Source organism: Aestuariibius violaceus (assembly GCF_040779325.2).
GTDB lineage: Bacteria > Pseudomonadota > Alphaproteobacteria > Rhodobacterales > Rhodobacteraceae > Aestuariibius > Aestuariibius violaceus.
In genome coordinates this window covers 178,105-204,720 of the sequence record NZ_JBFONT020000004.1, presented here as the reverse complement: position 1 = coordinate 204,720, position 26,616 = coordinate 178,105, and the positions used below count along the sequence as shown (strand labels likewise).

The 26,616-nt window shown below is 63.8% G+C and carries 28 protein-coding genes; 11 read left to right on the top strand and 17 right to left on the bottom strand.

Annotated elements, in window-relative coordinates:
- Nucleotides 1-38: 38 nt before the first annotated feature.
- The 3 genes from AADZ90_RS14900 to AADZ90_RS14890 are packed head-to-tail and all read left to right on the top strand — an operon-like array spanning nucleotide 39 to nucleotide 1,585.
- Entirely contained in the window at nucleotides 39-281 is a 243-nt protein-coding gene (locus AADZ90_RS14900) for a DUF8831 family protein (protein ID WP_367310734.1), read from the top strand.
- A 3-nt stretch (nucleotides 282-284) separates the two neighbouring features.
- Nucleotides 285-863 (top strand): nitroreductase family protein, encoded by a 579-nt coding sequence (locus AADZ90_RS14895; protein ID WP_367310735.1) that lies wholly within the window; start codon nucleotides 285-287, stop codon nucleotides 861-863.
- Nucleotides 860-1,585 (top strand): EI24 domain-containing protein, encoded by a 726-nt coding sequence (locus AADZ90_RS14890; RefSeq protein ID WP_367310736.1) that lies wholly within the window; start codon nucleotides 860-862, stop codon nucleotides 1,583-1,585. The genes AADZ90_RS14895 and AADZ90_RS14890 overlap by 4 nt, the downstream gene beginning before the upstream one ends.
- Here the strand turns inward: AADZ90_RS14890 and AADZ90_RS14885 are convergent.
- Nucleotides 1,551-1,835: a DUF1467 family protein gene (locus tag AADZ90_RS14885; RefSeq protein WP_367310737.1), complete on the bottom strand. Its 285-nt coding sequence runs from the start codon at nucleotides 1,833-1,835 to the stop codon at nucleotides 1,551-1,553. The genes AADZ90_RS14890 and AADZ90_RS14885 overlap by 35 nt on opposite strands.
- Nucleotides 1,836-1,839: 4 nt before the next feature.
- On the bottom strand, nucleotides 1,840-2,244 hold the full coding sequence (gene mce / locus AADZ90_RS14880) for a methylmalonyl-CoA epimerase (protein WP_367310738.1): 405 nt from the start codon (nucleotides 2,242-2,244) through the stop codon (nucleotides 1,840-1,842).
- 133 nt (nucleotides 2,245-2,377) lie between these two features.
- Here mce and AADZ90_RS14875 point away from each other — a divergent pair, with 133 nt between their 5' ends.
- The gene (locus tag AADZ90_RS14875; RefSeq protein WP_367310739.1) at nucleotides 2,378-3,097 is read left to right on the top strand and encodes a response regulator; all 720 of its coding nucleotides are present in this window, start codon (nucleotides 2,378-2,380) and stop codon (nucleotides 3,095-3,097) included.
- A gap of 280 nt (nucleotides 3,098-3,377) precedes the next feature.
- Here the strand turns inward: AADZ90_RS14875 and AADZ90_RS14870 are convergent, their stop codons facing one another.
- From AADZ90_RS14870 to aspS, 3 genes are all read right to left on the bottom strand, one after another.
- Nucleotides 3,378-4,583, bottom strand: coding sequence for a DUF1501 domain-containing protein (locus tag AADZ90_RS14870; protein WP_367310740.1), 1,206 nt, complete (start codon nucleotides 4,581-4,583; stop codon nucleotides 3,378-3,380).
- A 2-nt stretch (nucleotides 4,584-4,585) separates the two neighbouring features.
- Complete coding sequence (locus AADZ90_RS14865; RefSeq protein WP_367310741.1) at nucleotides 4,586-5,968, bottom strand: DUF1800 domain-containing protein; 1,383 nt, start codon at nucleotides 5,966-5,968, stop codon at nucleotides 4,586-4,588.
- Between the two features lie 120 nt (nucleotides 5,969-6,088).
- Nucleotides 6,089-7,870, bottom strand: coding sequence for an aspartate--tRNA ligase (gene aspS / locus AADZ90_RS14860; protein WP_367310742.1), 1,782 nt, complete (start codon nucleotides 7,868-7,870; stop codon nucleotides 6,089-6,091).
- 164 nt (nucleotides 7,871-8,034) lie between these two features.
- Here aspS and AADZ90_RS14855 point away from each other — a divergent pair, with 164 nt between their 5' ends.
- Nucleotides 8,035-9,234, top strand: a complete 1,200-nt coding sequence (locus AADZ90_RS14855) for a class I SAM-dependent methyltransferase (protein WP_367310743.1) — start codon at nucleotides 8,035-8,037, stop codon at nucleotides 9,232-9,234.
- Here the strand turns inward: AADZ90_RS14855 and AADZ90_RS14850 are convergent.
- Nucleotides 9,219-9,893, bottom strand: a complete 675-nt coding sequence (locus AADZ90_RS14850; RefSeq protein WP_367310744.1) for an HAD family hydrolase — start codon at nucleotides 9,891-9,893, stop codon at nucleotides 9,219-9,221. The two genes, AADZ90_RS14855 and AADZ90_RS14850, sit on opposite strands and share 16 nt — an antisense overlap.
- A gap of 165 nt (nucleotides 9,894-10,058) precedes the next feature.
- Here AADZ90_RS14850 and carB point away from each other — a divergent pair, with 165 nt between their 5' ends.
- Both carB and AADZ90_RS14840 read left to right on the top strand, forming a co-directional pair.
- Complete coding sequence (gene carB, locus AADZ90_RS14845) at nucleotides 10,059-13,613, top strand: carbamoyl-phosphate synthase large subunit (RefSeq protein WP_367310745.1); 3,555 nt, start codon at nucleotides 10,059-10,061, stop codon at nucleotides 13,611-13,613.
- 346 nt (nucleotides 13,614-13,959) lie between these two features.
- Entirely contained in the window at nucleotides 13,960-15,081 is a 1,122-nt protein-coding gene (locus AADZ90_RS14840; protein ID WP_367310944.1) for a beta-ketoacyl-ACP synthase III, read from the top strand.
- Here AADZ90_RS14840 and arsH read toward each other — a convergent pair.
- Nucleotides 15,078-15,806: an arsenical resistance protein ArsH gene (gene arsH / locus AADZ90_RS14835; protein WP_367310746.1), complete on the bottom strand. Its 729-nt coding sequence runs from the start codon at nucleotides 15,804-15,806 to the stop codon at nucleotides 15,078-15,080. The two genes, AADZ90_RS14840 and arsH, sit on opposite strands and share 4 nt — an antisense overlap.
- Nucleotides 15,807-15,886: 80 nt before the next feature.
- Here arsH and AADZ90_RS14830 point away from each other — a divergent pair, with 80 nt between their 5' ends.
- Nucleotides 15,887-16,453 carry a thymidine kinase gene (locus AADZ90_RS14830; protein ID WP_367310747.1) on the top strand — a complete coding sequence of 189 codons (567 nt, stop codon included), beginning with the start codon at nucleotides 15,887-15,889 and terminating at the stop codon, nucleotides 16,451-16,453.
- Here the strand turns inward: AADZ90_RS14830 and AADZ90_RS14825 are convergent.
- Genes AADZ90_RS14825 through AADZ90_RS14815 form a run of 3 tightly spaced genes read right to left on the bottom strand, consistent with a single transcriptional unit; the run spans nucleotide 16,450 to nucleotide 18,265 of the window.
- Entirely contained in the window at nucleotides 16,450-17,520 is a 1,071-nt protein-coding gene (locus AADZ90_RS14825; RefSeq protein ID WP_367310748.1) for a 5-(carboxyamino)imidazole ribonucleotide synthase, read from the bottom strand. The two genes, AADZ90_RS14830 and AADZ90_RS14825, sit on opposite strands and share 4 nt — an antisense overlap.
- Nucleotides 17,513-17,989 carry a 5-(carboxyamino)imidazole ribonucleotide mutase gene (gene purE / locus AADZ90_RS14820; RefSeq protein ID WP_367310749.1) on the bottom strand — a complete coding sequence of 159 codons (477 nt, stop codon included), beginning with the start codon at nucleotides 17,987-17,989 and terminating at the stop codon, nucleotides 17,513-17,515. Before purE ends, AADZ90_RS14825 begins: the two co-directional genes overlap by 8 nt.
- Before the next feature lie 54 nt (nucleotides 17,990-18,043).
- Nucleotides 18,044-18,265, bottom strand: coding sequence for a YdcH family protein (locus AADZ90_RS14815; RefSeq protein WP_367310750.1), 222 nt, complete (start codon nucleotides 18,263-18,265; stop codon nucleotides 18,044-18,046).
- A gap of 162 nt (nucleotides 18,266-18,427) precedes the next feature.
- Between AADZ90_RS14815 and AADZ90_RS14810 the strand changes: the two genes are divergently transcribed.
- Nucleotides 18,428-18,847, top strand: a complete 420-nt coding sequence (locus tag AADZ90_RS14810; RefSeq protein WP_367310751.1) for an Hsp20 family protein — start codon at nucleotides 18,428-18,430, stop codon at nucleotides 18,845-18,847.
- Complete coding sequence (locus AADZ90_RS14805) at nucleotides 18,844-19,068, top strand: DUF1150 family protein (RefSeq protein WP_367310752.1); 225 nt, start codon at nucleotides 18,844-18,846, stop codon at nucleotides 19,066-19,068. The genes AADZ90_RS14810 and AADZ90_RS14805 overlap by 4 nt, the downstream gene beginning before the upstream one ends.
- A 35-nt stretch (nucleotides 19,069-19,103) precedes the next feature.
- Here the strand turns inward: AADZ90_RS14805 and AADZ90_RS14800 are convergent, their stop codons facing one another.
- Nucleotides 19,104-20,810 (bottom strand): bifunctional sulfate adenylyltransferase/adenylylsulfate kinase, encoded by a 1,707-nt coding sequence (locus AADZ90_RS14800; protein WP_367310753.1) that lies wholly within the window; start codon nucleotides 20,808-20,810, stop codon nucleotides 19,104-19,106.
- Between the two features lie 171 nt (nucleotides 20,811-20,981).
- A complete protein-coding gene (trxB, locus tag AADZ90_RS14795; protein WP_367310754.1) occupies nucleotides 20,982-21,983 on the bottom strand; it encodes a thioredoxin-disulfide reductase in 1,002 nt (333 codons plus the stop codon).
- A 163-nt stretch (nucleotides 21,984-22,146) separates the two neighbouring features.
- Here trxB and AADZ90_RS14790 point away from each other — a divergent pair, with 163 nt between their 5' ends.
- A complete protein-coding gene (locus AADZ90_RS14790; protein ID WP_367310755.1) occupies nucleotides 22,147-22,647 on the top strand; it encodes an Lrp/AsnC family transcriptional regulator in 501 nt (166 codons plus the stop codon).
- Here AADZ90_RS14790 and AADZ90_RS14785 read toward each other — a convergent pair.
- The 5 genes from AADZ90_RS14785 to lgt form a co-directional block, all read right to left on the bottom strand.
- The gene (locus AADZ90_RS14785; protein ID WP_367310756.1) at nucleotides 22,644-23,414 is read right to left on the bottom strand and encodes a Hint domain-containing protein; all 771 of its coding nucleotides are present in this window, start codon (nucleotides 23,412-23,414) and stop codon (nucleotides 22,644-22,646) included. The two genes, AADZ90_RS14790 and AADZ90_RS14785, sit on opposite strands and share 4 nt — an antisense overlap.
- Before the next feature lie 216 nt (nucleotides 23,415-23,630).
- The gene (locus AADZ90_RS14780) at nucleotides 23,631-23,786 is read right to left on the bottom strand and encodes a hypothetical protein (protein ID WP_367310757.1); all 156 of its coding nucleotides are present in this window, start codon (nucleotides 23,784-23,786) and stop codon (nucleotides 23,631-23,633) included.
- A gap of 104 nt (nucleotides 23,787-23,890) precedes the next feature.
- The gene (pgeF, locus tag AADZ90_RS14775) at nucleotides 23,891-24,646 is read right to left on the bottom strand and encodes a peptidoglycan editing factor PgeF (protein WP_367310758.1); all 756 of its coding nucleotides are present in this window, start codon (nucleotides 24,644-24,646) and stop codon (nucleotides 23,891-23,893) included.
- Complete coding sequence (locus tag AADZ90_RS14770) at nucleotides 24,643-25,710, bottom strand: class I SAM-dependent methyltransferase (RefSeq protein ID WP_367310759.1); 1,068 nt, start codon at nucleotides 25,708-25,710, stop codon at nucleotides 24,643-24,645. The genes pgeF and AADZ90_RS14770 overlap by 4 nt, the downstream gene beginning before the upstream one ends.
- Nucleotides 25,707-26,600 (bottom strand): prolipoprotein diacylglyceryl transferase, encoded by an 894-nt coding sequence (gene lgt, locus AADZ90_RS14765; protein ID WP_367310760.1) that lies wholly within the window; start codon nucleotides 26,598-26,600, stop codon nucleotides 25,707-25,709. The genes AADZ90_RS14770 and lgt overlap by 4 nt, the downstream gene beginning before the upstream one ends.
- Nucleotides 26,601-26,616 lie beyond the last annotated feature (16 nt).

The following is a 26,616-nucleotide window of genomic DNA, read 5'->3' as shown; positions in this document are numbered from 1 at the left end:
GGTTGCATCATGTGGGCCTCGGGCATACCTCGGATGCCATGTTCACGATCGAGCACGAATTCGACACCACGGTGATTACGCTTGTCGATGAGGGGCCTGCGCCCTTGAAAGAGGACGTGACGGTCAGCGCCTTCGAGGATTGCGTGACCGTGTCCCAGTTCGACCCGCGGCGGGATGCGGAGGTGACTGTGACGCTGTCGATGGCACAGTTGCGCGACCTGTCGGCGGCGCTGGATCTGCCGGAAGGGGTCTACCGCATCGCGCGGCCAGAGGAGCGCTAGGGCGTGCCGGAGGCGAATCAGGCCGTTTTGGACTTTCTGCTGACCCGGCGGTCGCGCCCGGCCAAGACGCTGACAGAGCCGGTGCCGACGCGCGAGGCGCTGGTGCCGCTGTTGACGGCCGCGGCGCGCAGCCCGGATCACGGCAAGCTGGAGCCCTGGCGGTTCATCGTGCTGGAACGGGCGGCGCTGGAGCGGCTTGCTGCGCTGGTCGTGGTTCGCGGGGCGGCGCTGGGTCGGGATATGGCGGATATCGATAAGGCGGCGGATCAGTATGCGCGAGCGGGGCTTGCGGTTGCGGTGATCTCCTCTCCGAAGCCGTCGGAGAAGATCCCGGAGGTCGAGCAGGTGTTGAGCGCTGGTGCGGTCTGTCTGGCGTTGCTCAACGCCGCGCTCGCTTCCGGCTGGGGTGCGAACTGGTTGAGCGGTTGGCCGTCGCATGATCCGGATTTCGTGCGGGAGGGGTTTGACCTTGTGCCCGGAGAGACGGTGGCGGGTCTGATCCATATCGGGACCGAGACCGTCGCCCCGCCGGAACGGCCACGGCCGGATGTCGGCGCGATCACCACCTGGATGGACAGATGATCTTTCACGATTTTTCGCGGGCCCTGTCGCAGATGTTCGATCCGCGGTTTCGCCGGGTTCTGTTCCTTGGGCTTGGCCTGACATTCGTCCTGCTTCTGGGCGCCTATGCCGGGCTTTTGCTGCTTGTGGAATGGCTGACGGGGGACGTCGTCGTTCTGCCGATCGTGGGCGAGGTGACGTGGTTCGGCGATTTGTTGTCCTGGGGATCACTGCTTTTCATGATTGTCCTGTCGTTCTTTCTGATGATCCCGGTGGCGTCGATCATCACCTCGATGTTCCTCGATGATGTGGCGAGCGCGGTGGAGGATCAGTTCTATCCGCATCTGCCGACAGCCGCCGGGATGGGATTCTTCGACGGGCTGAAGGAGACCGTCAATTTCCTGGGCGTCCTGATTGCCGCGAATATCGGCGCGCTGATCCTCTGCATCTTCTTCGCGCCCTTCACACCCTTCATCCTCTACGGAACGAACGGGTATCTTCTGGGGCGGGAATATTTCACGCTGGTTGCGCGGCGCCGTCATTCGGATGCGGAGGCGCGGGTCTTTCGGCGCCAGCACAGGATGCAGATCTGGATGGCGGGCGTGCTGATGGCGGTGCCGCTGACCATCCCGATCATGAACCTGTTCATCCCGATCCTAGGGGCGGCGACCTTCACGCACCTGTTCCACCGGCTGGTTCCGGAGCCGCCTAGCGCGACACCTCGGGCGTCGACATACGGTTGAACCAGTCGAAGTCGCGGACAGTGATTGCGCCCGACCAGATGACGCCTGCGACCACAGCCCAGACCAATGCGGCCCAGATCGTCACGATCTTTGCCTTGCGGCCCAGTTGGGGGTCGCTGGGGGCGGAGGCGTGGGTTCCGGGGACGATCTTGCCTTCGTCGCCTTGCGTGGTCAGCCGCAAGGGCAGGACGATGAAGAGGATCATGAACCAGATGACTGCGAAGAGCACGATGGCGGAGACGGGACCCATACCCTCAGACCTCCTCTAGCTCGATCAGGCAGCCGTTGAAGTCCTTCGGGTGCAGGAAGAGGACAGGTTTGCCGTGGGCGCCGATCTTGGGCTCTCCGTCGCCGAGGATGCGGGCGCCCTGGGCGATCAGCGTGTCCTTCGCGGCGCCGATATCCTCGACCTCGTAGCAGACGTGGTGGATGCCGCCGGACGGGTTGCGGTCGAGGAAGGCCTGGATCGGGCTGTTTTCGCCCAAGGGGTAGAGCAGTTCGATCTTGGTGTTCGGCAGCTCGATGAAGATGACGGTCACGCCGTGATCCGGTTCGTCCTGGGGGGCGCCGACAGTTGCGCCGAGGGCGTCGCGGTATTGGGCGGCTGCGGCGTCGAGATCGGGGACGGCGATTGCGACATGGTTCAGGCGGCCGATCATGGCGATCTCCCTTGCGGTTTGGCGAGCCGTGTACCGTTGCGCGGGACGGTGATGCAAGGGCAGGCGGCGTTAACCGGTCGTTAGGCACGGGCGGCCTAGAGTCGCGGCGGGGACTGCTATGAGAGATACTGCCATGGATGATCTGCAAGATTTCATGTTTCACCAGACGCCGACCGCCGACCGGCCCCTTCTGGGGACGACAATTCTGGTCGTGGAAGACAGCCGGTTCGCCTGTGAGGCCTTGCGCCTGCTTGCTTTGCGGAGTGGGGCACGCATCCGGCGTGCGGATTGTCTGACGGCTGCGCAACGCCACCTGAAGACCTATCGCCCGACCGTCGCCATCGTTGATCACGGATTGCCGGACGGGTCTGGTGCGGAGCTGATTCGCGAACTTGCGGGCGCCGTGCCGCGGATCCCGGTCATCCTGGGGATGAGCGGGGATGACGGCGCAGAGGAGGCCGCGCTTGAGGCCGGGGCTGACGGGTTTCTGTCGAAGCCGGTCGCGCGCCTGTCTGCCTTTCAGCAGGCGCTTCTGGCGCATCTGCCGCCGGACCGGCACCCGACCGGGCCGCGGGCCCTGTCGCAGGACGAGATCGCGCCGGATCCGGTGGCTTATCGCGACGATGTAGCACGCGCGGCAGAGATCCTGTCGACCCGGCGGGATGAAGCGACGGTGGCCTATCTGCGCCAGTTTCTGGCCGGATGCGCCCTGAGCGCGAACGACCGCCCGATGGGTGACGCCCTGGCCGATCTTGCGCGTGAGCGGCGGCCGGGCGGGCCGACGCCGGAACAGACGGCGAAGCATCTGTCGGGCCTGATGGCCTCGCGGATTGCGGGTATCGGAACTTTGTAGACGGCGCTGCCGACACCTTTCCCCGGGAATGGCCACTTTTTGCCAGATTCTCCGGCGAGGACTTTCCTTGCTGCTGAATGTTCTTGGGGATGTCGACCGTGCTAAGCCGTCTGACCGCTGGAGAAACCGGGAAAACGCCGCTTGATCGTGCGGTCTTCTTGATTGGTGCGCTGATGCTCACCGCGGCCCTTCTGGGCACCATCCTTCCGTCATCGATGACAGCGACGGTGTCTGCGGAAGCGTCGTCCCAGTCAGCCCTCTGACCCGCTGGCGAAGCTGATCAGGCGATCAGCTTTGCGTCTTCGCCCATATCGAGACCCGGGAAGATCGCGCTTTCAAGCGTGGGTCGGTCGATTCCGAGCAAATCGTGCATTGCCCAGGCCGCAACGCCGCGGATGTCGCGCGTCGGCATCAGGTCCCGCTCCTGATAGAGCGCCTCTGCCGTGAGGCCCGGCCAGTCGCCCAGCACCTGACCACCGCGCACCGCGCCTCCGGCATAGATGAGTGCACCGCCGGTCCCGTGGTCGGTGCCGCCCGATCCGTTCTGCCGCGCCGTCCGGCCGAATTCGGTCATGGCGAGCAGGCAGGTCTTCGACCAAGCGGGTCCGAGCCGTGTCTTGAGCGTCAGGATCGTATCGGTCAGCTGGGTCAGCGCGCGGGGCAGGGTCCGGTCCTGCGCGGCATGCGTATCCCATCCGTTCAGCGAGAAGGCGGCGACGCGCGCGTCTTCCCGCAAGCGATCAGCGGCGAATTCGGCGATCTTCACGTGCGGCCGCCCGCGCTGGATCTCGGCCATCATGGGCGAGGCCATCATCATCTCGTCGCCCGCCTCTGCAATCTCGGCACCGGCGTCCATTTTGGAGGCGATTGCGATCGCCTCGGCCGAGGCTTGCCGGAAGAGGGGATCGCGGTGCTGCACCAGTTCGAGAAGGCGTTGGGCCTGCGGACTGATTGCGAGCCGGGCATCGGGGGACCAGCGCGATACCGGAGCTGATCCGGTTGTCAGCAGCATCTGTTCGAGGCCGATCGCGAAGGTCGTGCTGGCCTCGACGCCCGGGACCGCCTGGAGCATCCGGTTCAGCCAGCCGTCGCGGGTGGAGCCGTCGACATTGGGGTCTGACCCCGCCTCGAGCAGATCTTGCCCGTCGAAATGGCTGCGCTTGTCGCGGTAGGGGGTCGAGACGGCGTGGACGGCGCCGAATTCGCCTGCATCCCAGAGCGGCTTGATCGGGGCGAGAGCGGGGTGGAGCTGGTAAAATGGCCCCGCGTCGAGCCCGCCTTCGGCGAGGTCGGGGCGCAGCGCGGCGAAGGCCGGGTCGCCCATGGGACGGAACACGTCGACCCCGTCCATCCCGCCGCGCAGGATGATGACGATCAGCCGCTCCTCCCACGGGGCCGAGGCGAGCGCCATGGGGGTGAGCAGCGGGCTGGCGGCGGTGGAGCAGCCTAGGGCCAGGCCGTTGCGCAGGAACGTGCGGCGATCCATCGTCACCTCCGTTGGAAATCGGGCGAGGCGAGGACGATGCCGATCGCCTCGGCCGGGGTTTCTGCGGCGCCTGCGGCGAAGACGACCGCCTCGTCGGGCTCAGGCCCGAGCGCGCCGTGAACGAAGCGGCGCGGGTCGGGCAGGTCAGGGCCGAGGACGACAGGCAGGCGCATCGCCCAGTCGATACGGCCTGCCATGCCTTGCGGGGTCACCCAGGCCTCGGCCTCTTCCGGCCAGCCGTCGGGGCCGACCGGCCCGCGGGGGGACTGGCCCATGACGGTGAGCGGGCGGTGCAGATAGCGCTGCACCTCCTTGCGGTCGAGGGCGAGGAGCTTTTGCGGCGCGACATCGACCGCGCGCAGGGCGCTTTCCACGAAATCGTAGGGTTGCTTGACCTTTTGCTTTTCGACCGACCAGGAGAGTGGATGCCCGACAAGTGTCGCAGCCATTGCGAGCAGCGCGCCGCCCGTCTCCCGGTAGGTGGCCGACAGGGCCATGACCAAATCGTCGGGCGGCACATCCGCGATGAAATGACGGGCGAGCTTGCGGGATAGATGCTCGGCCGTGGCTGGATGCGCGGCGAGGTCGTCGAGTACGGCGTGGATGTCGGACAGGCTGGGCTTGTCGCCACCATAGGATTGTCCGAGTACGGTTTCCGCCCCGGGTTCCGCATAGTGGCCGCGAAAATCGAACTGACGGTCGCCATCATGGCTGAGGCCTGTCAGAAGCTCGGCCAGTTCGCGCACATCGTGCTGGGTGTAGGGCCCGTCGACGCCGAGCGTGTGCAGTTCGAGCAGTTCGCGGGCGAGGTTTTCGTTGAGCCCGCCCCGTCCCAGGCGTTCTGCCCGCTTGCTGTTGGGCCCGAAGGAACGGTTCTGATCGAGGTAGATCAGCATCCTTGGGTGGGTGATCACCGCCTTCAGCATGTCGGAGAACCGGCCTGTCACATGCGGGCGGATCGCCTCTTCGATGTAGATCGGGACGAATTGGAGGTTCTGGCCGCCTTTCGCGCGGATGGTGAAGTGATCGGCCCAGAACCGGACAAGCCGCTCGCGCAGGCCGTCCTGGGTCTCGATCGAGCGGGCGAGGGCGATGGTGGAGAACTCGGCCCATCTTATCATGGCCTGGGTCCGTATCGCCTTGAAGGCCTTGTCGGCTTCTTCTTCCCGCGGGGTTCCGCTCGCCTCCCGTCGGGCGCGGGCGGCCGCGCTGTATTCCGAGGCGGATGGGGTGACCTCTGTCGAGTTCGGGATCGCGTAGCGCTGTGCCACAAGGTCGGGCCCGGCCAGACGGTCGAGCATGGCAGCGGTGGTCTCAGGCGGCGAAACGCGCGGTGACAGGCCGACGCCGAAACGGGTTTCTGCAAGGGTTGGAGTGAAGGGCACGGGCAGCTCTCCTTCCTGCCACCCTAGCCTGTGCGGGCCTTTTTCGCAAAGGCGAAACGGGCTGTTCGCAGGGGGTTGCCGAGCCTGTGACGAAGGCTCGGCAAAGAGGTGCTGGCGCGTCTAATTGTCCTGCTGGACGACGCGCAGCGACAGCTCGCGGAGCTGAGTCGCCGTTGGGTCAGACGGGGCGTCCATCATCAGATCCTGCGCCTGCTGGTTCATCGGGAACATGATGACCTCGCGGATGTTCATCTCGTCGGCCAGCAGCATGACGATCCGGTCGATCCCCGCGGCGCAACCGCCATGGGGGGGCGCCCCGTACTGGAAGGCGGTAACCATGCCGCCGAAGCGGTTGTCGACCTCTTCCTTCGGATAGCCCGCGATTTCGAACGCCCGGTACATGATCTCGGGCTTGTGGTTCCTGATCGCGCCCGAAACGAGTTCGTAGCCGTTGCAGGCGAGGTCGTACTGGTAACCGAGCACATCGAGCGGGTCGCCGTCGAGCGCCTCCATCCCTCCCTGGGGCATGGAGAAGGGGTTATGTTCAAAGTCGATCGCGCCGGTCTCGCTGTCCTTCTCATAGATCGGGAAGTCGACGATCCAGGCGAAGGCGAAGCGGTCCTGGTCGGTCAGGCCCAGCTCGTCGCCGATGACGGCCCGCGCGCGGCCCGCCACGGCCTCGAAGCTTTCGGGCTTGCCGCCGAGGAAGAACGCGGCGTCGCCCACGCCGAGGCCAAGCTGCTGGCGGATCGCCTCGGTCCGCTCGGGGCCGATGTTCTTGGCCAAGGGGCCCGCAGCATCCATCACACCCTGGTCGATTTCGCGCCAGAAGATGTACCCCATCCCCGGCAGTCCTTGCTGCTGGGCGTAGGCGTTCATCCGGTCGCAGAACTTGCGGGAGCCGCCGCCGGGGGCGGGGATGGCACGGATCTCGGTGCCGTCCTGTTCGAGGAGCTTGGCGAAGATCGCGAAGCCGGAGCCGCGGAAATGGTCGCTGACAATCTGCATCTTGATCGGGTTGCGCAGATCAGGCTTGTCCGTGCCGTACCAGAGCGCGGCATCGCGATAGCTGATCTGGGGCCAGTCGGTATCGACTTTCCGGCCATTGCCGAATTCCTCGAAGATGCCCGTCAGCACCGGCTGGATCGTGTCGAAGACGTCCTGCTGGGTGACGAAGCTCATCTCCATATCCAGCTGGTAGAAGTCGGTGGGCGAGCGGTCGGCGCGGGGGTCTTCGTCGCGGAAGCAGGGGGCGATCTGGAAATACTTGTCGAAGCCCGACACCATGATCAGCTGCTTAAATTGCTGCGGCGCCTGGGGCAGCGCGTAGAACTTGCCCGGATGCAGGCGCGAGGGGACGAGGAAGTCGCGCGCGCCTTCGGGGGAGGAGGCGGTGATGATCGGTGTCTGGTATTCGCGGAAGTTCTGATCCCACATGCGCCGCCGGATCGAGGCGACGACGTCGGAACGGAGCGTCATGTTGCGTTGCATGACCTCGCGCCGAAGATCAAGGTATCGGTACTGCAGGCGGGTTTCCTCGGGGTATTCCTGATCGCCGAAGACGATGAGCGGCAATTCGTTTGCCTGCCCCAGGATTTCGAGGTCGCGGATAAAGACCTCGATCTCGCCGGTCGGGATCTTGGGGTTGATGAGGCTGTCGTCGCGCGCCTTCACCTCGCCATCGATGCGGATGCACCATTCCGAACGCACCTTCTCGACCTCAGCGAAGACCGGCGAATCGGGGTCGCAGAGAAGCTGCGTGACGCCGTAATGGTCGCGCAGGTCGATGAACAGCACGCCCCCGTGATCGCGCACCCGATGGACCCAGCCGGAGAGCCGGACGGTCTGGCCGACATTGCCTTTGGTCAATTCTGCGCAGGTATGGCTGCGGTAGGGATGCATCTGTGGCTCCTTCCGGGGGTCGCGATCGCGCGAGGTAACACAGTTTCGGATCGGCAAAGTCAAGCCGATGCCGCCTCTGGACAAATCGTCACAGACTGTGAGTATCGGGGATGGTCTTGCCCGAAGAGGCAAGTCACGGAAGACATTGAAGAAAGGGTCGGACCATGTGGGCCCGTGCATTTGATGCCGTGATGGATCGATTTATCCGGAACGGCGCCCTGGAAATCACCCATGCGGACGGACGGACAACCCGCCATGGCGATGACAGCGTCCCGATACGGATCACGCTGAACGATCCCGATCTGCCGCGGAAGATCCTGATGGAGCCCGAAATCGCGTTGGGGGAGGCCTATATGGATGGCCGACTGACGATCGCGCAGGACGATCTGCACGGGTTTCTGACGCTGGCGATGCGCAACCGGGCGACGCACAGCGCGGGCGACCTGTTCCGCTGGCGCCAGCGTCTGGCAAGCCCCGTCCAACCGGTAATCGATCGCTTCTCGGCCAATCGTTCGAAGGCCAATGTGGCCCATCACTACGACCTGTCGTCTGAGCTTTACGAACTCTTCCTCGATGAGGATCGCCAGTATTCCTGTGCCTATTTCGCGAGTCCGGACATGACGTTGGAAGAGGCGCAGGAGGCGAAGAAGCATCACATCGCCCAAAAGCTGTGCCTGTCGGAAGGTCAGAGTGTTCTGGATATTGGCTGTGGTTGGGGCGGCATGGCCCTGACGCTCGCGCAGGATTACGGCGCGCGGGTGACCGGCGTGACGCTGAGCGAAGAACAGCACCGGGTCGCCAAGCGCCGGGCGGAGGAGGCTGGCCTTGCCGACCGGATCGACATCCGGCTTGAGGATTACCGGCAGGTGAAGGGCACATTCGACCGGGTCGTTTCGGTGGGGATGTTCGAACACGTGGGGCGCCCGCAATACCTGACCTATTTCCGGCATGTGGAAAACAGCCTCGCGCCCGACGGGATCGCCCTGATTCATACGATCGGGACCCTGACGGCGCCCCGTGCAACATCGTCGTGGATCCGCAAATACATCTTTCCCGGCGGCTATCTGCCCGCCATGAGTCAGGTCGTGCGCAGCGTCGAAGTGGCGGGCCTGTCGCTGACCGATGTGGAGGTGTTGCGGGACCATTACGCGCGGACGCTGGCCCATTGGCAGGAGCGGTTCGTGACCCGCATCGAAGAGGCGCGCGCGCTTTATGACGAGCGGTTCTGCCGAATGTGGCGGTATTACCTGACGGCCGCCGAGCTTGGCTTTCGCGTCGACCGGCTAGCCGTCTTCCAGTTTCAGATGGCGCGCGACAAGGACGCGGTGCCGGTGACGCGCGGGTATCTCTATTCGGCCGCCTGAGGCCGGGCAAGGAGTGTCGGATCAAGTGCATCGCCGGCGGCGATGCAGCCGTCCGGAAAATCCTGCCCGTCTGCATCCCTGCCCGCGAAGGCGATGCAGGCGATGCCGGCGGCAAGCGCCGCTTCGGCGCTTTCCGGCGTATCTTCGATCGCGAGAGCGCTTTGCGCAGGCAGGTCGAGTGCCTTGAGCGCGTCGAGGTAGATATCCGGCGCAGGCTTGCTGTTCTCGACCCTGCCCCGTTCGCCGATATAATCGAAATCATCCGCCGAGATCCCGTCGAGAACGCCCAGGATCAGGTCGATCTGGCGCTGCCCCGTCGCGGTGACGAAACCGCATTTCATCCCTTGGTCCTTCGCCGTCTCGAGCATCTTTTTCACGCCGGGGCGCGGTGTGATGCCCTCTTCGCGGACAAGCCGTTCGAAGTGTTCGACCTTGGATGCGTGAAGCGCATCGGCGTCGACCTCCTGCCCGCGCGCTTCGCCGTATTCGCGGATCCGGCGTGTGCCGCCCGGGCGTTTGAGAAGCTCGCGATACTCCGTCTCGCCCCAGTTCCAGCCCAACCCAGCCTCGTCGAAGGTGGCGTTGAAAGCGCGCCGCTGGATGTCGGAAGTTTCGGCAAGCGTTCCGATGGAACCGAAGAGAAGAGCGGAATAGGGCATGGGGAGATCCTGGTTGAGATGATGTTCCGAAAACGCCGGGACAGGCCGAACGTTCCGGCGGAGTTCGGTGGCTGCGAAGTTCCGCGGGCGGGCCGATGTCCAGAAACCGCTTGAACCCGCGGGCAGCCTACCTATACCTCCCGCCAATTTGCGCGAGGTCCGGGGATGCCGAAGAGAACCGATATCAGCTCGATTATGATCATCGGCGCGGGGCCTATCGTGATCGGGCAGGCCTGCGAGTTCGACTATTCGGGCGCCCAGGCCTGCAAGGCCCTGCGGGAAGAGGGCTATCGCGTCGTCCTCGTGAACTCGAACCCAGCGACGATCATGACGGATCCGGGCCTGGCCGATGCCACTTATATCGAGCCGATCACTCCCGAGGTCGTCGCCAAGATCATCGAGAAGGAGCGGCCCGATGCCTTGCTGCCGACGATGGGCGGGCAGACCGGGCTCAACACCTCGCTCGCGCTGGAAGAGATGGGGGTGCTGGAGAAGTTCGGCGTCGAGATGATCGGCGCCAAGCGAGAGGCCATCGAGATGGCCGAGGATCGCAAGCTCTTCCGCGAGGCGATGGACCGGATCGGGCTGGAGAACCCCAAGGCCACCATCGCGAACACCATGGACGACTGCATGGCCGCGCTCGAGACGGTGGGCCTTCCGGCGATCATCCGGCCCGCCTTCACGCTGGGCGGCACCGGCGGGGGCGTGGCCTATAACCGCGAGGAATATGCGGCGATCTGCAAATCGGGCCTCGACGCGTCGCCGGTCAACCAGATCCTGATCGACGAAAGCCTGCTGGGCTGGAAGGAATACGAGATGGAGGTCGTCCGCGACCGCGCCGACAACGCGATCATCGTGTGTTCCATCGAGAACGTCGATCCGATGGGGGTGCATACGGGCGACTCGATCACCGTGGCACCCGCACTCACGCTGACCGACAAGGAATACCAGCGGATGCGCAGCGCCTCGATCGCGGTCCTGCGCGAAATCGGGGTGGAGACCGGCGGGTCGAATGTCCAGTGGGCCGTAAATCCCGAAGACGGGCGGATGGTCGTGATCGAGATGAACCCGCGGGTGTCGCGATCCTCGGCGCTGGCGTCGAAGGCGACGGGCTTCCCGATCGCCAAGATCGCGGCGAAGCTGGCGGTGGGCTACACGCTGGACGAGCTCGACAACGATATCACCAAGGTGACGCCCGCGAGCTTCGAGCCGACGATCGATTACGTCGTCACCAAAATCCCGCGCTTCGCGTTCGAGAAGTTTCCGGGGGCAGAGCCGAACCTGACGACGGCGATGAAGTCGGTGGGCGAGGCGATGGCGATCGGCCGCACGATCCACGAATCGATGCAGAAGGCGCTGGCGTCGCTTGAGACGGGGCTGACGGGGTTCGATGAGATCGAGATTGATGGTGTTAGGCCTGAAGCCAGGACGGCTGCCAGGGCTCTGCTTAAGGAAGCGGCGTCGATCCCTGTCGAGGTGTCTGATCAACTTGCGAAAACGCAGCGCCGTTTGGACGCCACAGAGCCGCTTTCAGAAACGGCGAAAGCAGAGATGGAGCGTCGCCTTGCCGCTCTCGAAGAAGCGAAGCGGCAAGAACTTGTGCAGCGACAGGCCGAGGAAGCGGTTGAACCCGACAGCCAGCACGAGCGCTCCGAGATCGTCATCTTGAATGCCTCAGAGCTGACCGCGATCCACAAAGCGCTGTCCCGGCAAACTCCCGACCGCCTTCGGGTCATCGCCCAAGCCATGCGCCATGGTTTGTCGGATGACGAGATCAACGCGATCACGATGTTCGATCCGTGGTTCCTCGCCCGGATCCGCGAAATTATCGATAGCGAAGAGCGCGTGAAGGCCGATGGCCTTCCGAGCGATGAGCGGGCCCTGAGAGAGCTCAAGATGATGGGCTTCACCGATGCCCGCCTCGCCATCCTCACGGGCATGTCCGAGGCTGAGGTTCGGCGGGCCCGGCAAAATGCCGGCGTCACCGCCGTCTTCAAGCGCATCGACACCTGCGCGGCAGAGTTTGAGGCGCAGACGCCCTATATGTATTCGACCTACGAGACCCCGGTCATGGGCGAGGTCGAGGACGAGGCCCGCCCGTCTGATGCCAAGAAGGTTGTCATCCTTGGCGGCGGCCCCAACCGGATCGGGCAGGGGATCGAGTTCGATTATTGCTGTTGTCACGCCTGTTTCGCGCTGAGCGATCAGGGCTACGAGACGATCATGATCAACTGCAATCCCGAGACCGTCTCGACCGATTACGACACCTCGGACCGGCTTTATTTCGAACCGCTGACCTTCGAACATGTGATGGAGATCCTGCGCATCGAGCAAGAGCGCGGCACGTTGCACGGGGTCATCGTGCAGTTCGGCGGGCAGACGCCGCTGAAGCTGGCCAATGCGCTGGCGGAGGAGGGGATCCCGATCCTCGGCACCACGCCGGATGCGATCGATCTGGCCGAAGACCGCGAGCGGTTCCAGAAACTCGTGCAGGATCTTGGCCTGAAACAGCCGCACAACGCCCTGGCCCGCACCGATGCGGAGGCCTTCGCGGCGGCGGAAGAGATCGGCTTTCCGCTGGTCATCCGCCCGTCCTACGTCCTGGGCGGGCGGGCGATGGAGATCGTGCGAGAGATGCCGGCGCTGGAACGCTACATCGCCGAGGCCGTGGTGGTGTCGGGCGACAGCCCGGTTCTGCTTGACGGCTACCTCGCGGGCGCGGTCGAGGTCGACGTCGACGCGATTTCCGACGGCGAACAGGTTCACGTCGCCGGGATCATGCAGCATATCGAAGAGGCGGGCGTGCATTCGGGCGACAGCGCCTGTTCGCTTCCGCCCCACAGCCTGCCCGACGACATCATCGCCGAGCTTACAGAGCAGACCGAAGCGCTGGCCAAGGCGCTGAACGTTCGCGGCCTGATGAATGTGCAATTCGCCGTCAAGGACGGGGAGATCTACCTGATCGAAGTGAACCCCCGCGCCTCCCGCACCGTGCCGTTCGTCGCAAAGGCCACCGACTCGGCCGTCGCGGCCATCGCGGCGCGTGTGATGGCAGGGGAGCCTTTGTCGAACTTCCCTGAGCGGTCGCCCTATCCGCCTGCGGAGGACCCAATGACTGTTCTGCCTCTGGGCGATCCGTTCACGCTGGCCGATCCGAAGACGCCTTGGTTCTCGGTCAAGGAGGCTGTGATGCCGTTCGCGCGCTTCCCCGGGGTCGATACGATCCTGGGCCCAGAAATGCGGTCGACCGGGGAGGTGATGGGCTGGGCGCGGTCATTCCCCCGCGCATTCCTCAAGGCGCAACTCGGCGCGGGTGTGACGCTGCCGTCAGAGGGCAAGGTCTTCATCTCGATCCGGGACGCGGACAAGACCGAGGCGATGGTGGAAGCGGCGCGAATCGTGATCGATCTGGGGCTGCCGATTCTTGCCACCCGTGGCACGGCCGCCTGGCTTGTCGAGAAGGGCCTCGAAGCGGAAACCGTCAACAAGGTTTACGAAGGGGGCCGCACGATTGCCGACCGGATGAAGGACGGTGACGTTGCACTGGTCTGGAACACCACTGAGGGCGTGCAGGCCATCGAAGACAGCCGCTCGATCCGGGCGATCGCGCTCAACGACAAGATTCCCTATTTCACAACGGCGGCCGGGGCCCATGCCTCTGCCCTTGCGATGAAGGCTCGTCATGAGGGGGATATCGGGGTCCGCGCCCTTCAGGGCTGACCCGTCTGTTATCGGAAAACACGGCCTAAACCTTGGGTATATGGCCCGGATGGAGTGGCGGAATTTGGCCGTCTGTCTTCCGGTTATAGCATAGCGATCTGAAACCGGGTCATGTGGCCCCAGTCTGCAACCGCCCCCAGAGGCGGAAGACGCAATGACGATCCGCAGGTAGTTGCCAAGGGCTGCCCCCCAGTGTCCCGCGGCGACGGATCGCATCAGCACCGTCCGAGCCGCCACTCTCGGACGGTGCTTTCTTTTTGGGGCTGCCTCGGAGCCCGCGCAAAATGTCCATATGGTTGACGGCCCCCGCGTTGTGGTATCGAACGCGCGGAACGAGGAGGCCCCCATGTATTCCGTCGCGATTACCGGTACCGGTGTCTATACGCCCGAGAATGTCATCACGAATGATGAGCTGGTCGAGAGTTTCAACGCCTATGCCGAGCGTTTCAACGCCGAGAATGCTGACGCGATTGAGCGGGGCGAAGTGGCGCCCAAGCCGAGTTCCTCAGCCGAGTTCATCACCCAGGCGTCGGGGATCGAGCAGCGCTATGTGATCGACAAGGACGGCGTACTTGACCCGGCGCGGATGTATCCGCGCCTTGAGCCGCGTACCGATGACGAGCCATCGCTAATGGCAGAGATTGCGCGTGAGGCGATCGGCAAGGCTTTGGCGCAGGCGGGCAAGGGCGCGGGCGATGTCGATGCCGTCATCTGTGCTGCATCGAACATGGAGCGGGCCTATCCCGCCATGGGCGTGGAGATCCAGGCGCTGATGGGGATCGGTGGATTCGCCTTCGACATGAACGTGGCCTGCTCGTCGGCTACCTTCGGCATCCAGACGGCGGCGGACATGATCCGGTCAGGATCGATCCGGTCTGCTATCGTTGTGAACCCCGAGATCTGTTCCGGGCACCTCGAATGGCGCGACCGGGACTGCCACTTCATTTTCGGTGACGTGGCCACGGCGACGTTCCTGGAGCGGGCGGAGGATGCGACAGGGGCGCACTATAAGGTCCGTTCGACCCGGTGCGCGACGCAGTTCTCGAACAACATCCGCAACAACAACGGCTATCTGCGCCGGACCCACGATCAGATGGAAGATCGGCGGGACATGCAGTTCATGCAGAACGGGCGGAAAGTGTTCAAAGAGGTCCTGCCGCTGGTCTCGGCCCATATCGCCGGGCACCTTGGCGATGAAGGTGTGGCGGCGTCAGACCTGAAACGGCTTTGGCTGCATCAAGCGAACAAGACGATGAACGATTATATCGGAAAGAAGGTGCTCGGCCGCGCGCCTGAGCCGCACGAGCAGCCGAATATCCTGCAGGATTATGCCAACACCTCTTCGGCGGGGTCGATCATCGCGTTTTCGAAGTATTCCGACGATCTGGTGGACGGCGATCAAGGGCTGATTTGTTCGTTCGGGGCCGGTTATTCGGTGGGGTCGGTGCTGGTGGAGCGGGCGGCTTAGGTCTGGTTTGCCGAGGCATTGATGCGTGCGCGGGCCTTTTCCGCGCTTTCCACACGTTCGGAATAGCGGTCGGTCAGGCCGTCGGAGCGGGTGCGAATCATCCAGGTGAAGCGCGTCAGTTCCTCGCAGACATCGACGATCCGGTTGTAGAGCGATCCGGGCTTCATCCGGCCCTTTTCGAACTGCATCCACGCCTTCGGGACGGAGGATTGGTTGGGGATCGTTACCATGCGCATCCAGCGGCCGAGGATGCGCATCTGGTTGACTGCGTTGAAGCTCTGTGAGCCGCCGGAGACCTGCATGACGGCCAGCGTCTTGCCCTGCGTCGGTCGGACGCCGCCCATGGAGAGCGGCAGCCAGTCGATCTGGGTCTTCATGATGCCGGTCATCGCGCCGTGACGTTCGGGGCTGGACCAGACCATCCCTTCCGACCAGGTGGCGAGCTCGCGGAGTTCGGCGACCTTCGGGTGTGTCTCTTTTACCGAGTCAGGCAGCGGGAGATCGCGGGGATCGAAGAGGCGCGTTTCGCAGCCCATGACTTGCAGCAATCTGGCGGCTTCCTCCGCGGCGAAGCGGGAATATGAGGACTCGCGGAGGGACCCGTAGAGAAGCAGGATCCGGGGCGGATGGCCTGGATCGCCTTCCAGGGCGAGGTTGCTGGGATCCGGGGCGCGGAAGCTCTCGGGATCGAGATTGGGAAGGTCGGAGAGGTCAGGTGTGGCCATGCCCCGCCTATCGGTCAAACGGGGCTGTCGGGCAAGAGCCACCTTGAAATTCGCAAAGAGGGGCGGCAGAGGATCCCGCCATGGCAAAGCTCTATTTCCACTACTCGACGATGAATGCGGGCAAGTCGACGCTGCTGTTGCAGGCCTCCTACAACTACATCGAACGGGGAATGACGACCCATCTGATGACGGCGGCCCATGATAACCGGGCCGGGATGGGGCGCATCGCATCGCGCATCGGGATCGGATCGGAGGCGGCGACCTTTACGCCCGAGACGGATCTGTTCGCCGAAATCGAAGCGAAGCGCACTGACTGCACCTTCATCGACGAGGCGCAGTTTCTGACGGAGGCGCAGGTCTGGCAGTTGGCTCGGGCGGTCGACGATCTGAGCGTTCCGGTGATGTGCTACGGACTGCGGGTGGATTTCCAGGGGCGGCTGTTTCCGGGCTCGGCGGCCTTACTCGCGCTGGCGGATGAGATGCGGGAGGTGCGCACGATCTGTCATTGCGGGAAGAAGGCGACGATGGTGGTGCGCAAGGACGATCAGGGGCGGGTTCTGACCGAGGGGGCGCAGGTGCAGATCGGCGGGAACGAAAGCTACGTGTCGCTCTGCCGGAGGCATTGGCGCGAGGCGACGGGTGGCTAGGCGGTCGGCTTCAGCCGGTTGATATGGCCCATCTTGCGGCCGGGGCGCGGCTCGGACTTGCCGTAGAGGTGGATTTGGGCGTTTTCATCGGCGAGTGCGGGCAGCTTCAGAACGTCGTCGCCCAGCAGATTCTCCATCACCACATCCGTATGACGCGTGGCGGGGCCAAGCGGCAAGCCTGTGATCGCGCGGATATGCTGTTCGAACTGGTCGATGGCGCAGCCAAGCTGGGTCCAGTGGCCCGAGTTGTGGACGCGCGGCGCGATCTCGTTGACGATCAGGCCGCCCTTGGTGACGAAAAGCTCGACACCCATCACGCCGACATAGTCGAGCGCGTTCAGGATCTGTCCGGCCAGAAGCACGGCGTCGGTCCGGTCGCGGTTGGTGACCTCCGCCGGGACCGTGGTCGTGTGCAGGATGCCATTCCGATGCACATTCTCGCCCGGGTCGTAACAGGCCACGGCCCCGGTGGTGGAGCGGGCCGCGATAACGGAGATTTCTTTCGTGAAGGAGACGAAGCCTTCGAGAATGGCGGGTGCGCCTGCGATGGCATCGACGGCGCCTGAAACATCTTCGGGTGTGTCCAGGCGGATCTGGCCTTTGCCGTCATAGCCCAGTGTGCGGGTCTTCAGGATGGAGGGTGTGCCGATCGCCTCGAGCGCCGTCGCGAGCGTTGCCGTATTTTCGACCGCCTCGAACGGGGCGGTGGTCAGGCCGAGGTCGCGCAGGAAGGTTTTCTCGGTCAGGCGGTCTCGGGAAAGGGTCAAGGCGCGCCGGTTGGGGTGGATCGACGCGGTCTGTTCGATGGCGTCGAGCGCCTCGGGCGGGATGTTCTCGAATTCATAGGTGACGACTGCGCAGCTTTCGGCGAACGCGGCCAGCGCGCCCGCGTCGTCGTACGGGGCGACGGTGCCATGCCGGGCGGTGGCAAAGGCGGGCGCCGCGGGATCGGGATCGTAGATATGGGTCTCATACCCCAGCCGGGCCGCCGCGACCGCCAGCATCCGGCCCAGCTGTCCGCCCCCGAGGATCCCGATGACGGCGCCTTGCGGTAGCGGTTCACTCATCCGATGGGGCGTCCGGGATCGAGGCGGTAAGATCAGCGCGCCATTGGTCAAGCCGGTCGGCCAGGGCCGGATCGCCAAGGGCCAAGATCTGTGCGGCCATCAGGCCTGCATTGGCCGCGCCGCCGATCGCCATGGTGGCCACCGGAAACCCGCGCGGCATCTGCACGATGGAGAGGAGGCTGTCCTGACCGCCAAGCGCCTTGGTCTGGACGGGCACACCGATCACCGGCAGGCGCGTTTTCGAGGCCATCATGCCCGGCAGATGGGCTGCCCCGCCGGCGCCGGCGATGATCACCTTGAGGCCGCGTTCGACGGCCTCGACCCCATAAGACCAGAGACGGTCAGGGGTGCGGTGGGCCGAGACGATGCGGGTCTCGTAGCTGACATTCAGATCGTCGAGGATCGCGGCCGCCTCGCGCATCGTGGGCCAGTCGGACTGGCTTCCCATGATGATACCGACCTCTGGCATTACGGACCTCCCTCGCGTCCGCAGCGGACTAGCGGCGGGGCGGCGGATTGTCCATCAGGCGATGATGTCGGGGGTGATCTGATCCTCGATCCGGGCGATTTCGTCCTTCAGCGCCAGCTTCTTGCGCTTAAGCCGTTGGAGGGTCAGCTGATCGCCTGTCCCCTTTTCCTGCAGGGCGTGGATCGCATCGTCGAGATCACGGTGTTCGCGGCGCAGAACCTCGAGCTTGACGCGCAGAACCTCTTCAGCTTCGAGTCTTTCGGGCGGTTTGGTCACTTTGGCGGCCTTCTGACGGACATATGAAGCATAAACTGTGCCGCCTGCCGCGCCTAGCCGCCTCTTGCGCAGGAGAGTGCCGTTTCCCATATTTCAAACAGGACGCGGGATTGCCTGAGAGGGATCCTGCGGATGATGTCGCTTGGATATCGAGGACACGAAATGACGAAACTTACTTTGGGGGCACACCCTTTTCTTCTGGGGTTTGAGCAGTTGGAACGCCTCGTCGAACGGACCGCGAAGAGCGGGAACGACGGGTATCCACCCTATAACATCGAACAGGCATCCGAGACCTCTTACCGGATTACGCTGGCCGTGGCCGGGTTTACGGAGGCCGATCTGTCGATCACGGTCGAAGACCGTCAGCTTGTGATCCGCGGACGCCAGCAAGACGATGCGGACGACAGGGTCTACCTGCACCGCGGGATCGCGACGCGTCAGTTTCAGCGATCCTTCGTGTTGGCGGACGGTGTGGAGGTCGGCGCGGCGGTCATGGAAAATGGGCTGCTGCACGTAGATCTGAACCGGGCTGTGCCCAACAGCGTTGTTCAGACAATCGAGATTCGGAGGACCGGGTCATGAATACGAAGTACGATTTGAGCGCGATCGAGCAGAAGCTCGTCTATGTAAAGCCCGTCAACGTGGCTGATCTGCCGCAATCCGTGCAGGATCAGGCGGGTGATGCCGAAGAGCTTTATGCGGTGCATAACTCCGATGGCGAGCAACTGGCGCTGGTCGCCGACCGGAACCTCGCCTTCATGCTGGCACGCCAGCACGACATGCGGCCGGTGACGGTGCATTAATGGATGGAAGCCGGTCCCAGTGACCGGCTTCTTTCTTACGCGGCGATCAGCCCCATCGATTCGAGCTTGAGCAGGACCTGATGGGCGCAATTGTCCACCTCGACGTTTTCCGTCTCTAGCCGCAATTCCGGGTTCTTGGGCACATCGTAAGGGTCCGAGATACCGGTGAATTCCTTGATCTTGCCTTCGCGCGCCAGCTTGTAGAGGCCCTTGCGGTCGCGTCGCTCACATTCCTCGATCGAGGTCGCCACGTGGACCTCGATGAAGGCGCCGAACTGCTCGATCTCTTCCCGAACCGCGCGCCGGGTGGTTGCGTAAGGCGCGATGGGGGCGCAGATCGCGATGCCACCGTTCTTGGTGATCTCCGAGGCGACATAGCCGATGCGGCGGATGTTGAGGTCGCGGTGCTCTTTGGAAAAGCCCAACTCCGACGACAGGTTCTTTCGAACGATGTCCCCGTCCAGAAGGGTTACGGGCCGCCCGCCCATCTCCATCAGCTTGACCATCAACGCATTGGCGATGGTCGACTTGCCCGAGCCCGAGAAGCCCGTGAAGAAGACGGTGAAGCCCTGGTTGGACCGTGGTGGTTTCGACTTGCGCAGCTCTTCCACGACGGCGGGAAACGAGAACCAGTCGGGGATTTCCAGCCCTTCGGAGAGGCGGCGGCGCAGTTCTGTGCCAGAGATGTTCAGAACGGTCGCGCCATCCTCGACTTCGTCGGCGGGTTCGTATTGGGCGCGGTCCTGGACGAAGACCATCTGTTTGAAATCGACCATCTCGATGCCGATTTCGTCCTGGTGTTTCCGGAAAAGATCCTGCGCGTCGTAGGGGCCGTAGAAATCCTCGCCCTTCGAATTCTTGCCCGGACCCGCATGGTCCCGACCGACGATGAAGTGGGTGCAGCCGTGGTTCTTGCGGATCAGGCCGTGCCACACCGCCTCGCGCGGGCCGGCCATTCGCATCGCGAGGTTAAGGAGCGACATGGTGGTTGTTGCCGCCGGGTACTGGTCGAGCACGGCCTCGTAGCAGCGGACGCGCGTGAAATGGTCGATGTCACCTGGCTTGGTCATACCGACGACGGGGTGGATAAGGAGGTTCGCCTGCGCTTCTTTCGCGGCGCGGAAGGTCAGTTCCTGATGGGCGCGGTGGAGCGGATTGCGGGTCTGAAAGGCGACGACACGGCGCCAGCCGAGCTTGCGGAATAGCGCGCGAAGCTCGTTCGGCGTGTCGCGGCGGCCGCGGAAATCATAGTGGATCGGCTGCTGGATACCGGTGACGGGGCCGCCGAGATAAACCGGGCCCGCCGTGTTGTGGAGGTAGTTGACCGCCGGGTGGGCGCTGTCATCTGCGCCGTAGACCTTCGCTGCCTCACGCGCCTTGTCGGGGGTCCAGCGGTCGGTGACGGTCATCGTGGCGAGAATCACACCCTCCTGATCGCGAAGCGCGATGTCCTGCCCGATCTCGATCTTCTCGGCGAACTCCTCTGACACGTCGAGCGTGATCGGCATCGGCCAGAGTGTGCCGTCGGCGAGGCGCATGTTGTCGACGACGCTGTTGTAATCCTCTTCGCTCAGGAAGCCCTTGAGCGGGTTGAACCCCCCGTTCATCAGAAGCTCCAGATCGCAGATCTGGCGCTGAGTCAGGTCGTGAGAGACAAGATCACCCGCCTCGGCCTTTAGCTTTTGCGCGCTGTCATAGGAGACGTAGAGCTCTGGAATCGGGACGAGGTTCGGGGTTTGCATGAGGGCACTCCTCGGGAGGGTTCGGCGGGTGCCTAGACGCGGTATGCCGTTCACGCAAGGGCCACGGGGCAGGTTGATCGAGGGTTTTCTCGCTGTTGCAGCATGATCGGCGATCCGCCGCGCGAGAAAGGGGGCAGAGCGCCGTTTTTGGCGGCAGATCAGGTGTCTGCGCTATTCCGCTGCAGTCTCGGTGCCGTATCCCAATGGCTCCGTCACGTCCTCACGCGTCGCTTCACCCTGTTCTGCAAGGAAGCGCTCGGCTTCCAAGGCGGCCATGCATCCCATCCCGGCTGATGTGACCGCCTGGCGATACTTGTGGTCGGTCAGGTCACCTGCCGCGAAGACGCCCGGAATGGACGTTTCTGTCGAATCAGGCTTGGTCACGACATAGCCGCCCATATGGGTTTCGAGTACGTCCTGGACGAGTTCGTTAGCCGGTGCATGGCCGATGGCGATGAAGACGCCCTTCGCCGGGATTTCGGTGATCTCACCGGTTTTTGTGTGCTTGAGACGGACAGCCTCCACACCTTTGGGGTTATCGGCGCCGACCACCTCGTCAAGTTCGTGGAACCAGACCGTCTCGATCTTGTCGTTGTCGAAGAGACGTTTCTGCAGGATCGCTTCGGCGCGGAGTTCGTCGCGGCGATGAACGAGAGTGACCTTCGAGGCGAAGTTGGTCAGGAAGAGGGCCTCTTCCACTGCGGTGTTGCCGCCGCCCACGACGACGATCTCCTGCCCGCGATAGAAGAAGCCATCGCAGGTGGCGCAGGCCGAGACGCCGAAGCCCTTGAACTTCTCCTCAGACGGCAGGCCCAGCCATTTCGCCCGGGCGCCGGTGCAGAGGATGACCGACTGCGCCTCGTAGATCGTGCCGCTGTCGCTCGACGCGATGAAGGGGCGCTGGGAGAGGTTGAGATCGGTAATGATGTCCGAGATGATCTCGGTTCCCATTTCTCGGGCATGATGTTCCATCGTCAGCATCAGTTCCGGGCCCTGGATCGAGGCGTGGCCCGGCCAGTTCTCGACCTCTGTCGTTGTGGTGAGCTGGCCACCGGGCTCGAGCCCCTGAACGAGGATGGGGTCCAGCATCGCGCGGGCCGCATAGACAGCCGCGGTATATCCGGCAGGACCCGAGCCGATAATCAGAACTTTGGTTTTCCGGGTCTCGGCCATGACATCTCTCCTAAGCGGTGGAGCCCTGATATAAAGGGCGCTTTCGCCGGTTGAAAGGGCCGCTGGAACACAGGTGATTTCATATGCGGGTGCGGTTTTGAAAGATTATTGCGTATTTTTGAAGCCGAAACTATGTACCCCTCAGACTTTAGGGGAAGATTGTATGCCCGGTTCCAAGCTGGACGAGATTGATCGCATGATATTGGCCGAGCTTCAGGCGGATGGCCGGATGACGAATGTCGAGCTTGCCAAGCGTGTTGGTATTTCGGCCCCTCCGTGCTTGCGGCGGGTTCGGACGCTTGAGGAGTCGGGGTACATTCGCGGGTATCATGCGGATGTGGACGCGCGGGAGCTGGGGTTCGAGGTTCAGGTCTTTGCCATGGTCGGTCTGCAGAGCCAGGCCGAGGCAGACCTGAGCGCGTTCGAGGAGCGGTGCCGGAGTTGGCCCCTTGTCCGGGAATGCCACATGCTGAACGGGGAGGTCGATTTCATCCTCAAATGCGTGGCACCGGACCTGACGAGTTTTCAGTCCTTCCTGACGGGGGAGCTTCTGACGGCGCCAAACGTGGCCAGCGTCAAGACCTCTCTTGTGATCCGTGGCGCGAAGGACGAGCCGGGCGTTCCGTTCGACGTTCTGGAAGAGCGGCTCGCGAAAGAGGCCTAGGCCGCGCCGTACAGATCGGGCCGGGTATCCATCCTTGGCCAGCGAAGGGGGCCGAAGCTCTCAAGATCGGAAACCTGGGGAAAGAGCGCGCGGTAGAGGCTGCGGAACTCATCGGGAAGATCGGCTGGCTCTGGGCTGCCGGGATGAAAGGTTTCGACATCGATCCCGTTGGCGATGATCGCGGCGTGGTAGCCGACGCTGATCTGAAAGGCCTGGACCGGGGTGGGCGGTGTTACCTGTACGATCGTTTCGCCATCGATCTGGTCACGAGCCGGTCGCAGCTTCAGCGGTGTTCCATCGCTTGACCGGTGCAAGAGCCGCGCATGGGGCCCGAGAAGGAGATCGGAGGCCGGCCGGCAGGGGCCGATACAACCTTCGGTCAGGCGGGTCAGCGTACCCATATCCTCGCATTGATTAGGGGCGCGGGGCACAATGTTCATCGTGCCGATCCAAGTGACGCGCGCCTCTATCCCGTCGGAGGTGAGAACACGGTCACCGGGCAAAAGGTCTTCAATGGCGATCCATCCTTCCGACGTCTGGATCTGGCTGCCGTAGCCCAGACACGCGAAAGCTGCCTCGAACGCAGGAGTCGCTGGAGCGATGCGGGAGAATTCCCTGACCACACCCTCATCAGCAATCCATGCGACATGGTATCGGCGCATCAGTGGTCGGGGGCGTCTTCCGCTTTCGATGAAACGGCCTGACGTCGTCGGGGGAGGGTGGTCGTCCTGTGCCGCGAAGGCGGCTTTGCGGGGTGTTGTGTTCATGCGATTACCTTGCGGTTGGTCACATCATCAGCCGGCCCCCACCAACGACGTCCGAAGGACTGTGCGTCTCGAAGATGTCTAAAATGCGCAAACTGCATCAAAGGATTGGGAGCTATGCGCCGAGTGACAAACCGCGCCCTGTGGTATCCAAATGAGGTAGCTGCGGTTTGATGCAATGCGCGGAACATCAACCGCGCAAAGGTATATTCTGTCAGACTAACCGTTAGCGGTCAGCGGGGGGATCGTCGCCTCATAGCCGCGCAGACGCTTGGACAGGGCGATCCGGCGGGCGCCGCGCGCCCAAGGCATCTGAACCTCGGTCTGGGACGCTTCGTTGGCGAGGGCGAGGATCCAGCGATGCTTTCTGGTCATGCTCGATATTCTCCTTCAGGTTGTATACAGCATGAACCGTAAAAGCGGCCCTAATGCGACCACCAAAAGACGCGAGACGCATTTTTTCGGGGCAGTGAGGCGGATCAGAGACGGATTACGGAGATCAATCGGCCATAATCCGCCTCTTTCTGATGAACGCTTCGACGGTAGCTGAAGAAACGTTCGGGGTCGGAATAGGTGCAGTGCCGGGTCCATTCGGCATGGCCGACACCGGCCTCTCGCAACCTATGCAGGCCGAAACCCGGCAGGTCGAACTGGTAACGATCGCCGTTTCCCTGGGCGAAGAAGCGGGCGTAGTCGTCATCCTCGGTCAGGAAGGCATCCAGGAAATCGGGACCGACCTCGTAAGCCCGCTGGCTGATCGCCGGGCCGATGACGGCAGCGATGCGGCCTCTTTCTGCGCCGACCGCCTCCATCGCGTCGAGGACGGCCTCGAGCACACCGCCCAAGGCGCCGCGCCAGCCCGCATGGACCGCACCGATCACCTGCGCCTCGGCGTCGGCCAGCAGGACCGGCTGGCAATCGGCCGCGAGAACCGAGAGCGCAATGCCAGGCCTGTCGGTTACGAGGCCGTCCGCCTCGACCCCGGCGGGTGCCCGGTCGGTGATCGTGAGGATCCGGGCGGAATGCACCTGATGAACCCCCTTCAGGGCCACGAGCGGCAGGTCGAGCGCGGCGGCGGCCCGGCTGCGGTTGATCGTGACGATCTCGTGCTGGTCGGAGGATCCATAGCCACAGTTGAGACCTTGAAACACACCTGAAGATGCGCCGCCTGCGCGCCCAAAGAATCCATGTTGGAAGGGCCTGAGCGCGTGTGCCGTGATGATGTCCAGCGTCATGGGGCAAGCCCGGGCAGCGGAGGGGCCTGCCGTCGCGTCAGGCCCATTACCTTGAAGAGGTGTCCCATTTCGCCCGTATGGGTCAAGCGGCGATGCGCAGCAATGTGCCGGTCGAGCGGTTCTCCCGTCATCTGCCGTGCGAGTGCCTGAGCGCGTGGCGTGATCCCGAGTGTCTCGAGGAACACCCCTTGCGGGACTGGCCCGGTGGCGCTTGCGCCGGCTGCCTCTGCCGCGGCGATCAGCGGCGCAAAGTCGACATGGGCGGTAAGGTCAGCCTGGCCCGGATGTGCGAGCGGATCGTCTGGAGCCTGCTCGTAGAGGGCCTGGAGCGTATCGCCGCGCGAGGGCATGTCGCCGTAGTCGATGATAAGCGCACCGCCGCCGTGCCGCGCGATGATGCCTGCCACGTGACCAACGACAGCTGGGCCCCCGACGGGAAATTCCACCATCATGCCCGGCTCGGTATCTGCGAGGCGTGGGTCAAGGTCGGGGATGGCGCGTGGTTCGGTCAGGGCGAAGGCCAGCCGGTCGTCGCGCAACGTCACCATCCGCTCGGACCAGCCATCTGTCTGGCGAATGAACTGGCGCACCGGCAGCGCATCGAAGAACTCGTTCGCGATCAGGAAAAGCCGCCCCTCGGGAAGGGTCGAGACGTCGTCATGAAACACCGGCGCATGGGGCGAAAGCGCATCCGCCTGGATCTTCCTCAAGTGGGGCGACAGCTCGACAAGGTGCAGCGACAGCGCGGCGTGAAAGCCGGGCACCGCTTTCGTCGCCCGCAACGCATCCGCCATCAGCGTCCCGCGACCCGGGCCTAGCTCGGCCAGGGCAAAAGGCCCGCCACCTTGGTCCAGCCATGCCCGTGCCAGCGAAAGGCCGATCAATTCCCCGAACATCTGGGATATCTCGGGCGCGGTGATGAAATCGCCCCCCGCTCCGAACGGGTCGCGCGTCGTGTAATAGCCGTGTTCTGGGTGGTCGAGGCACAGCGCAATGTAGTCGGCCACGGTGATCGGGCCATCGAGGCGAAGACGGGTTCGGATGTGGCGCTCGAGCGGCGTCACGCCGGCTGGCGCCGCCGGTTCAGCGCAAAGATCAGGTACAGACCAAGGGCGATCATCGGCAGGCTCAGCGTCTGCCCCGCCGTCAAGCCGACCCCATCGACATGCAGGTACAGACCCAGCGGATTTTCGGGCGATTGGAACTGCAGGTCGGGCTGGCGCACGAATTCCACCAGAAAACGGCCCACGCCGTAGCCCACCAGAAACAGTCCCGTGATCCGTCCGGGCCGCTTCAGCCAGCCACGCCGGAACGCCAGCCACAGAAGGACGATCATCAGCAGAAGACCCTCGAGGAACGCCTCGTAAAGCTGCGAGGGATGGCGCGCGCAAAGCCCTTCGACGCCGGGGCAGAACTGCGCCATCTGGCCGGGAAAGATCACCCCCCAGGGCAGGTCGGTCGGTCGCCCCCACAGCTCTGCATTGATGAAGTTCGCGATGCGTCCAAGCAGAAGTGCAGGCGGCGTGGCGAGCGCGATCAAGTCGGCGGCCGGGATCAGCGGGATCTTGTTCCTGTAGGTGAAGATCAGCAGGACCAGCACCACGCCCAACAGGCCGCCATGGAACGCCATGCCGCCTTCCCAGATCTTCACGATCTCCCACGGGTTTTCCAGATACCGTTGCGGATCATAAAAAATGACGGATCCAAGACGTCCGCCCAGAACGACACCCAGAACGATCCAGGTCAGCAGGTCTTCCAGCTGCTTGGGCGTCATCGGTGGCCCTTCCGGCCCCCAGATCGCGGGCCGCTTGACCGCGACGACCGTCAGCCGCCAGCCGATCAGGATCCCCACGATATAGGCCAGCGCATACCAGCGCAGGGCGATCGTCAGCCCGAAGACCTCGAACGAAAAGATCTCGGGCGAAATCTCGGGGAAGGGGATCGCGGCCAGCATATTCGGCGTCGTGCCG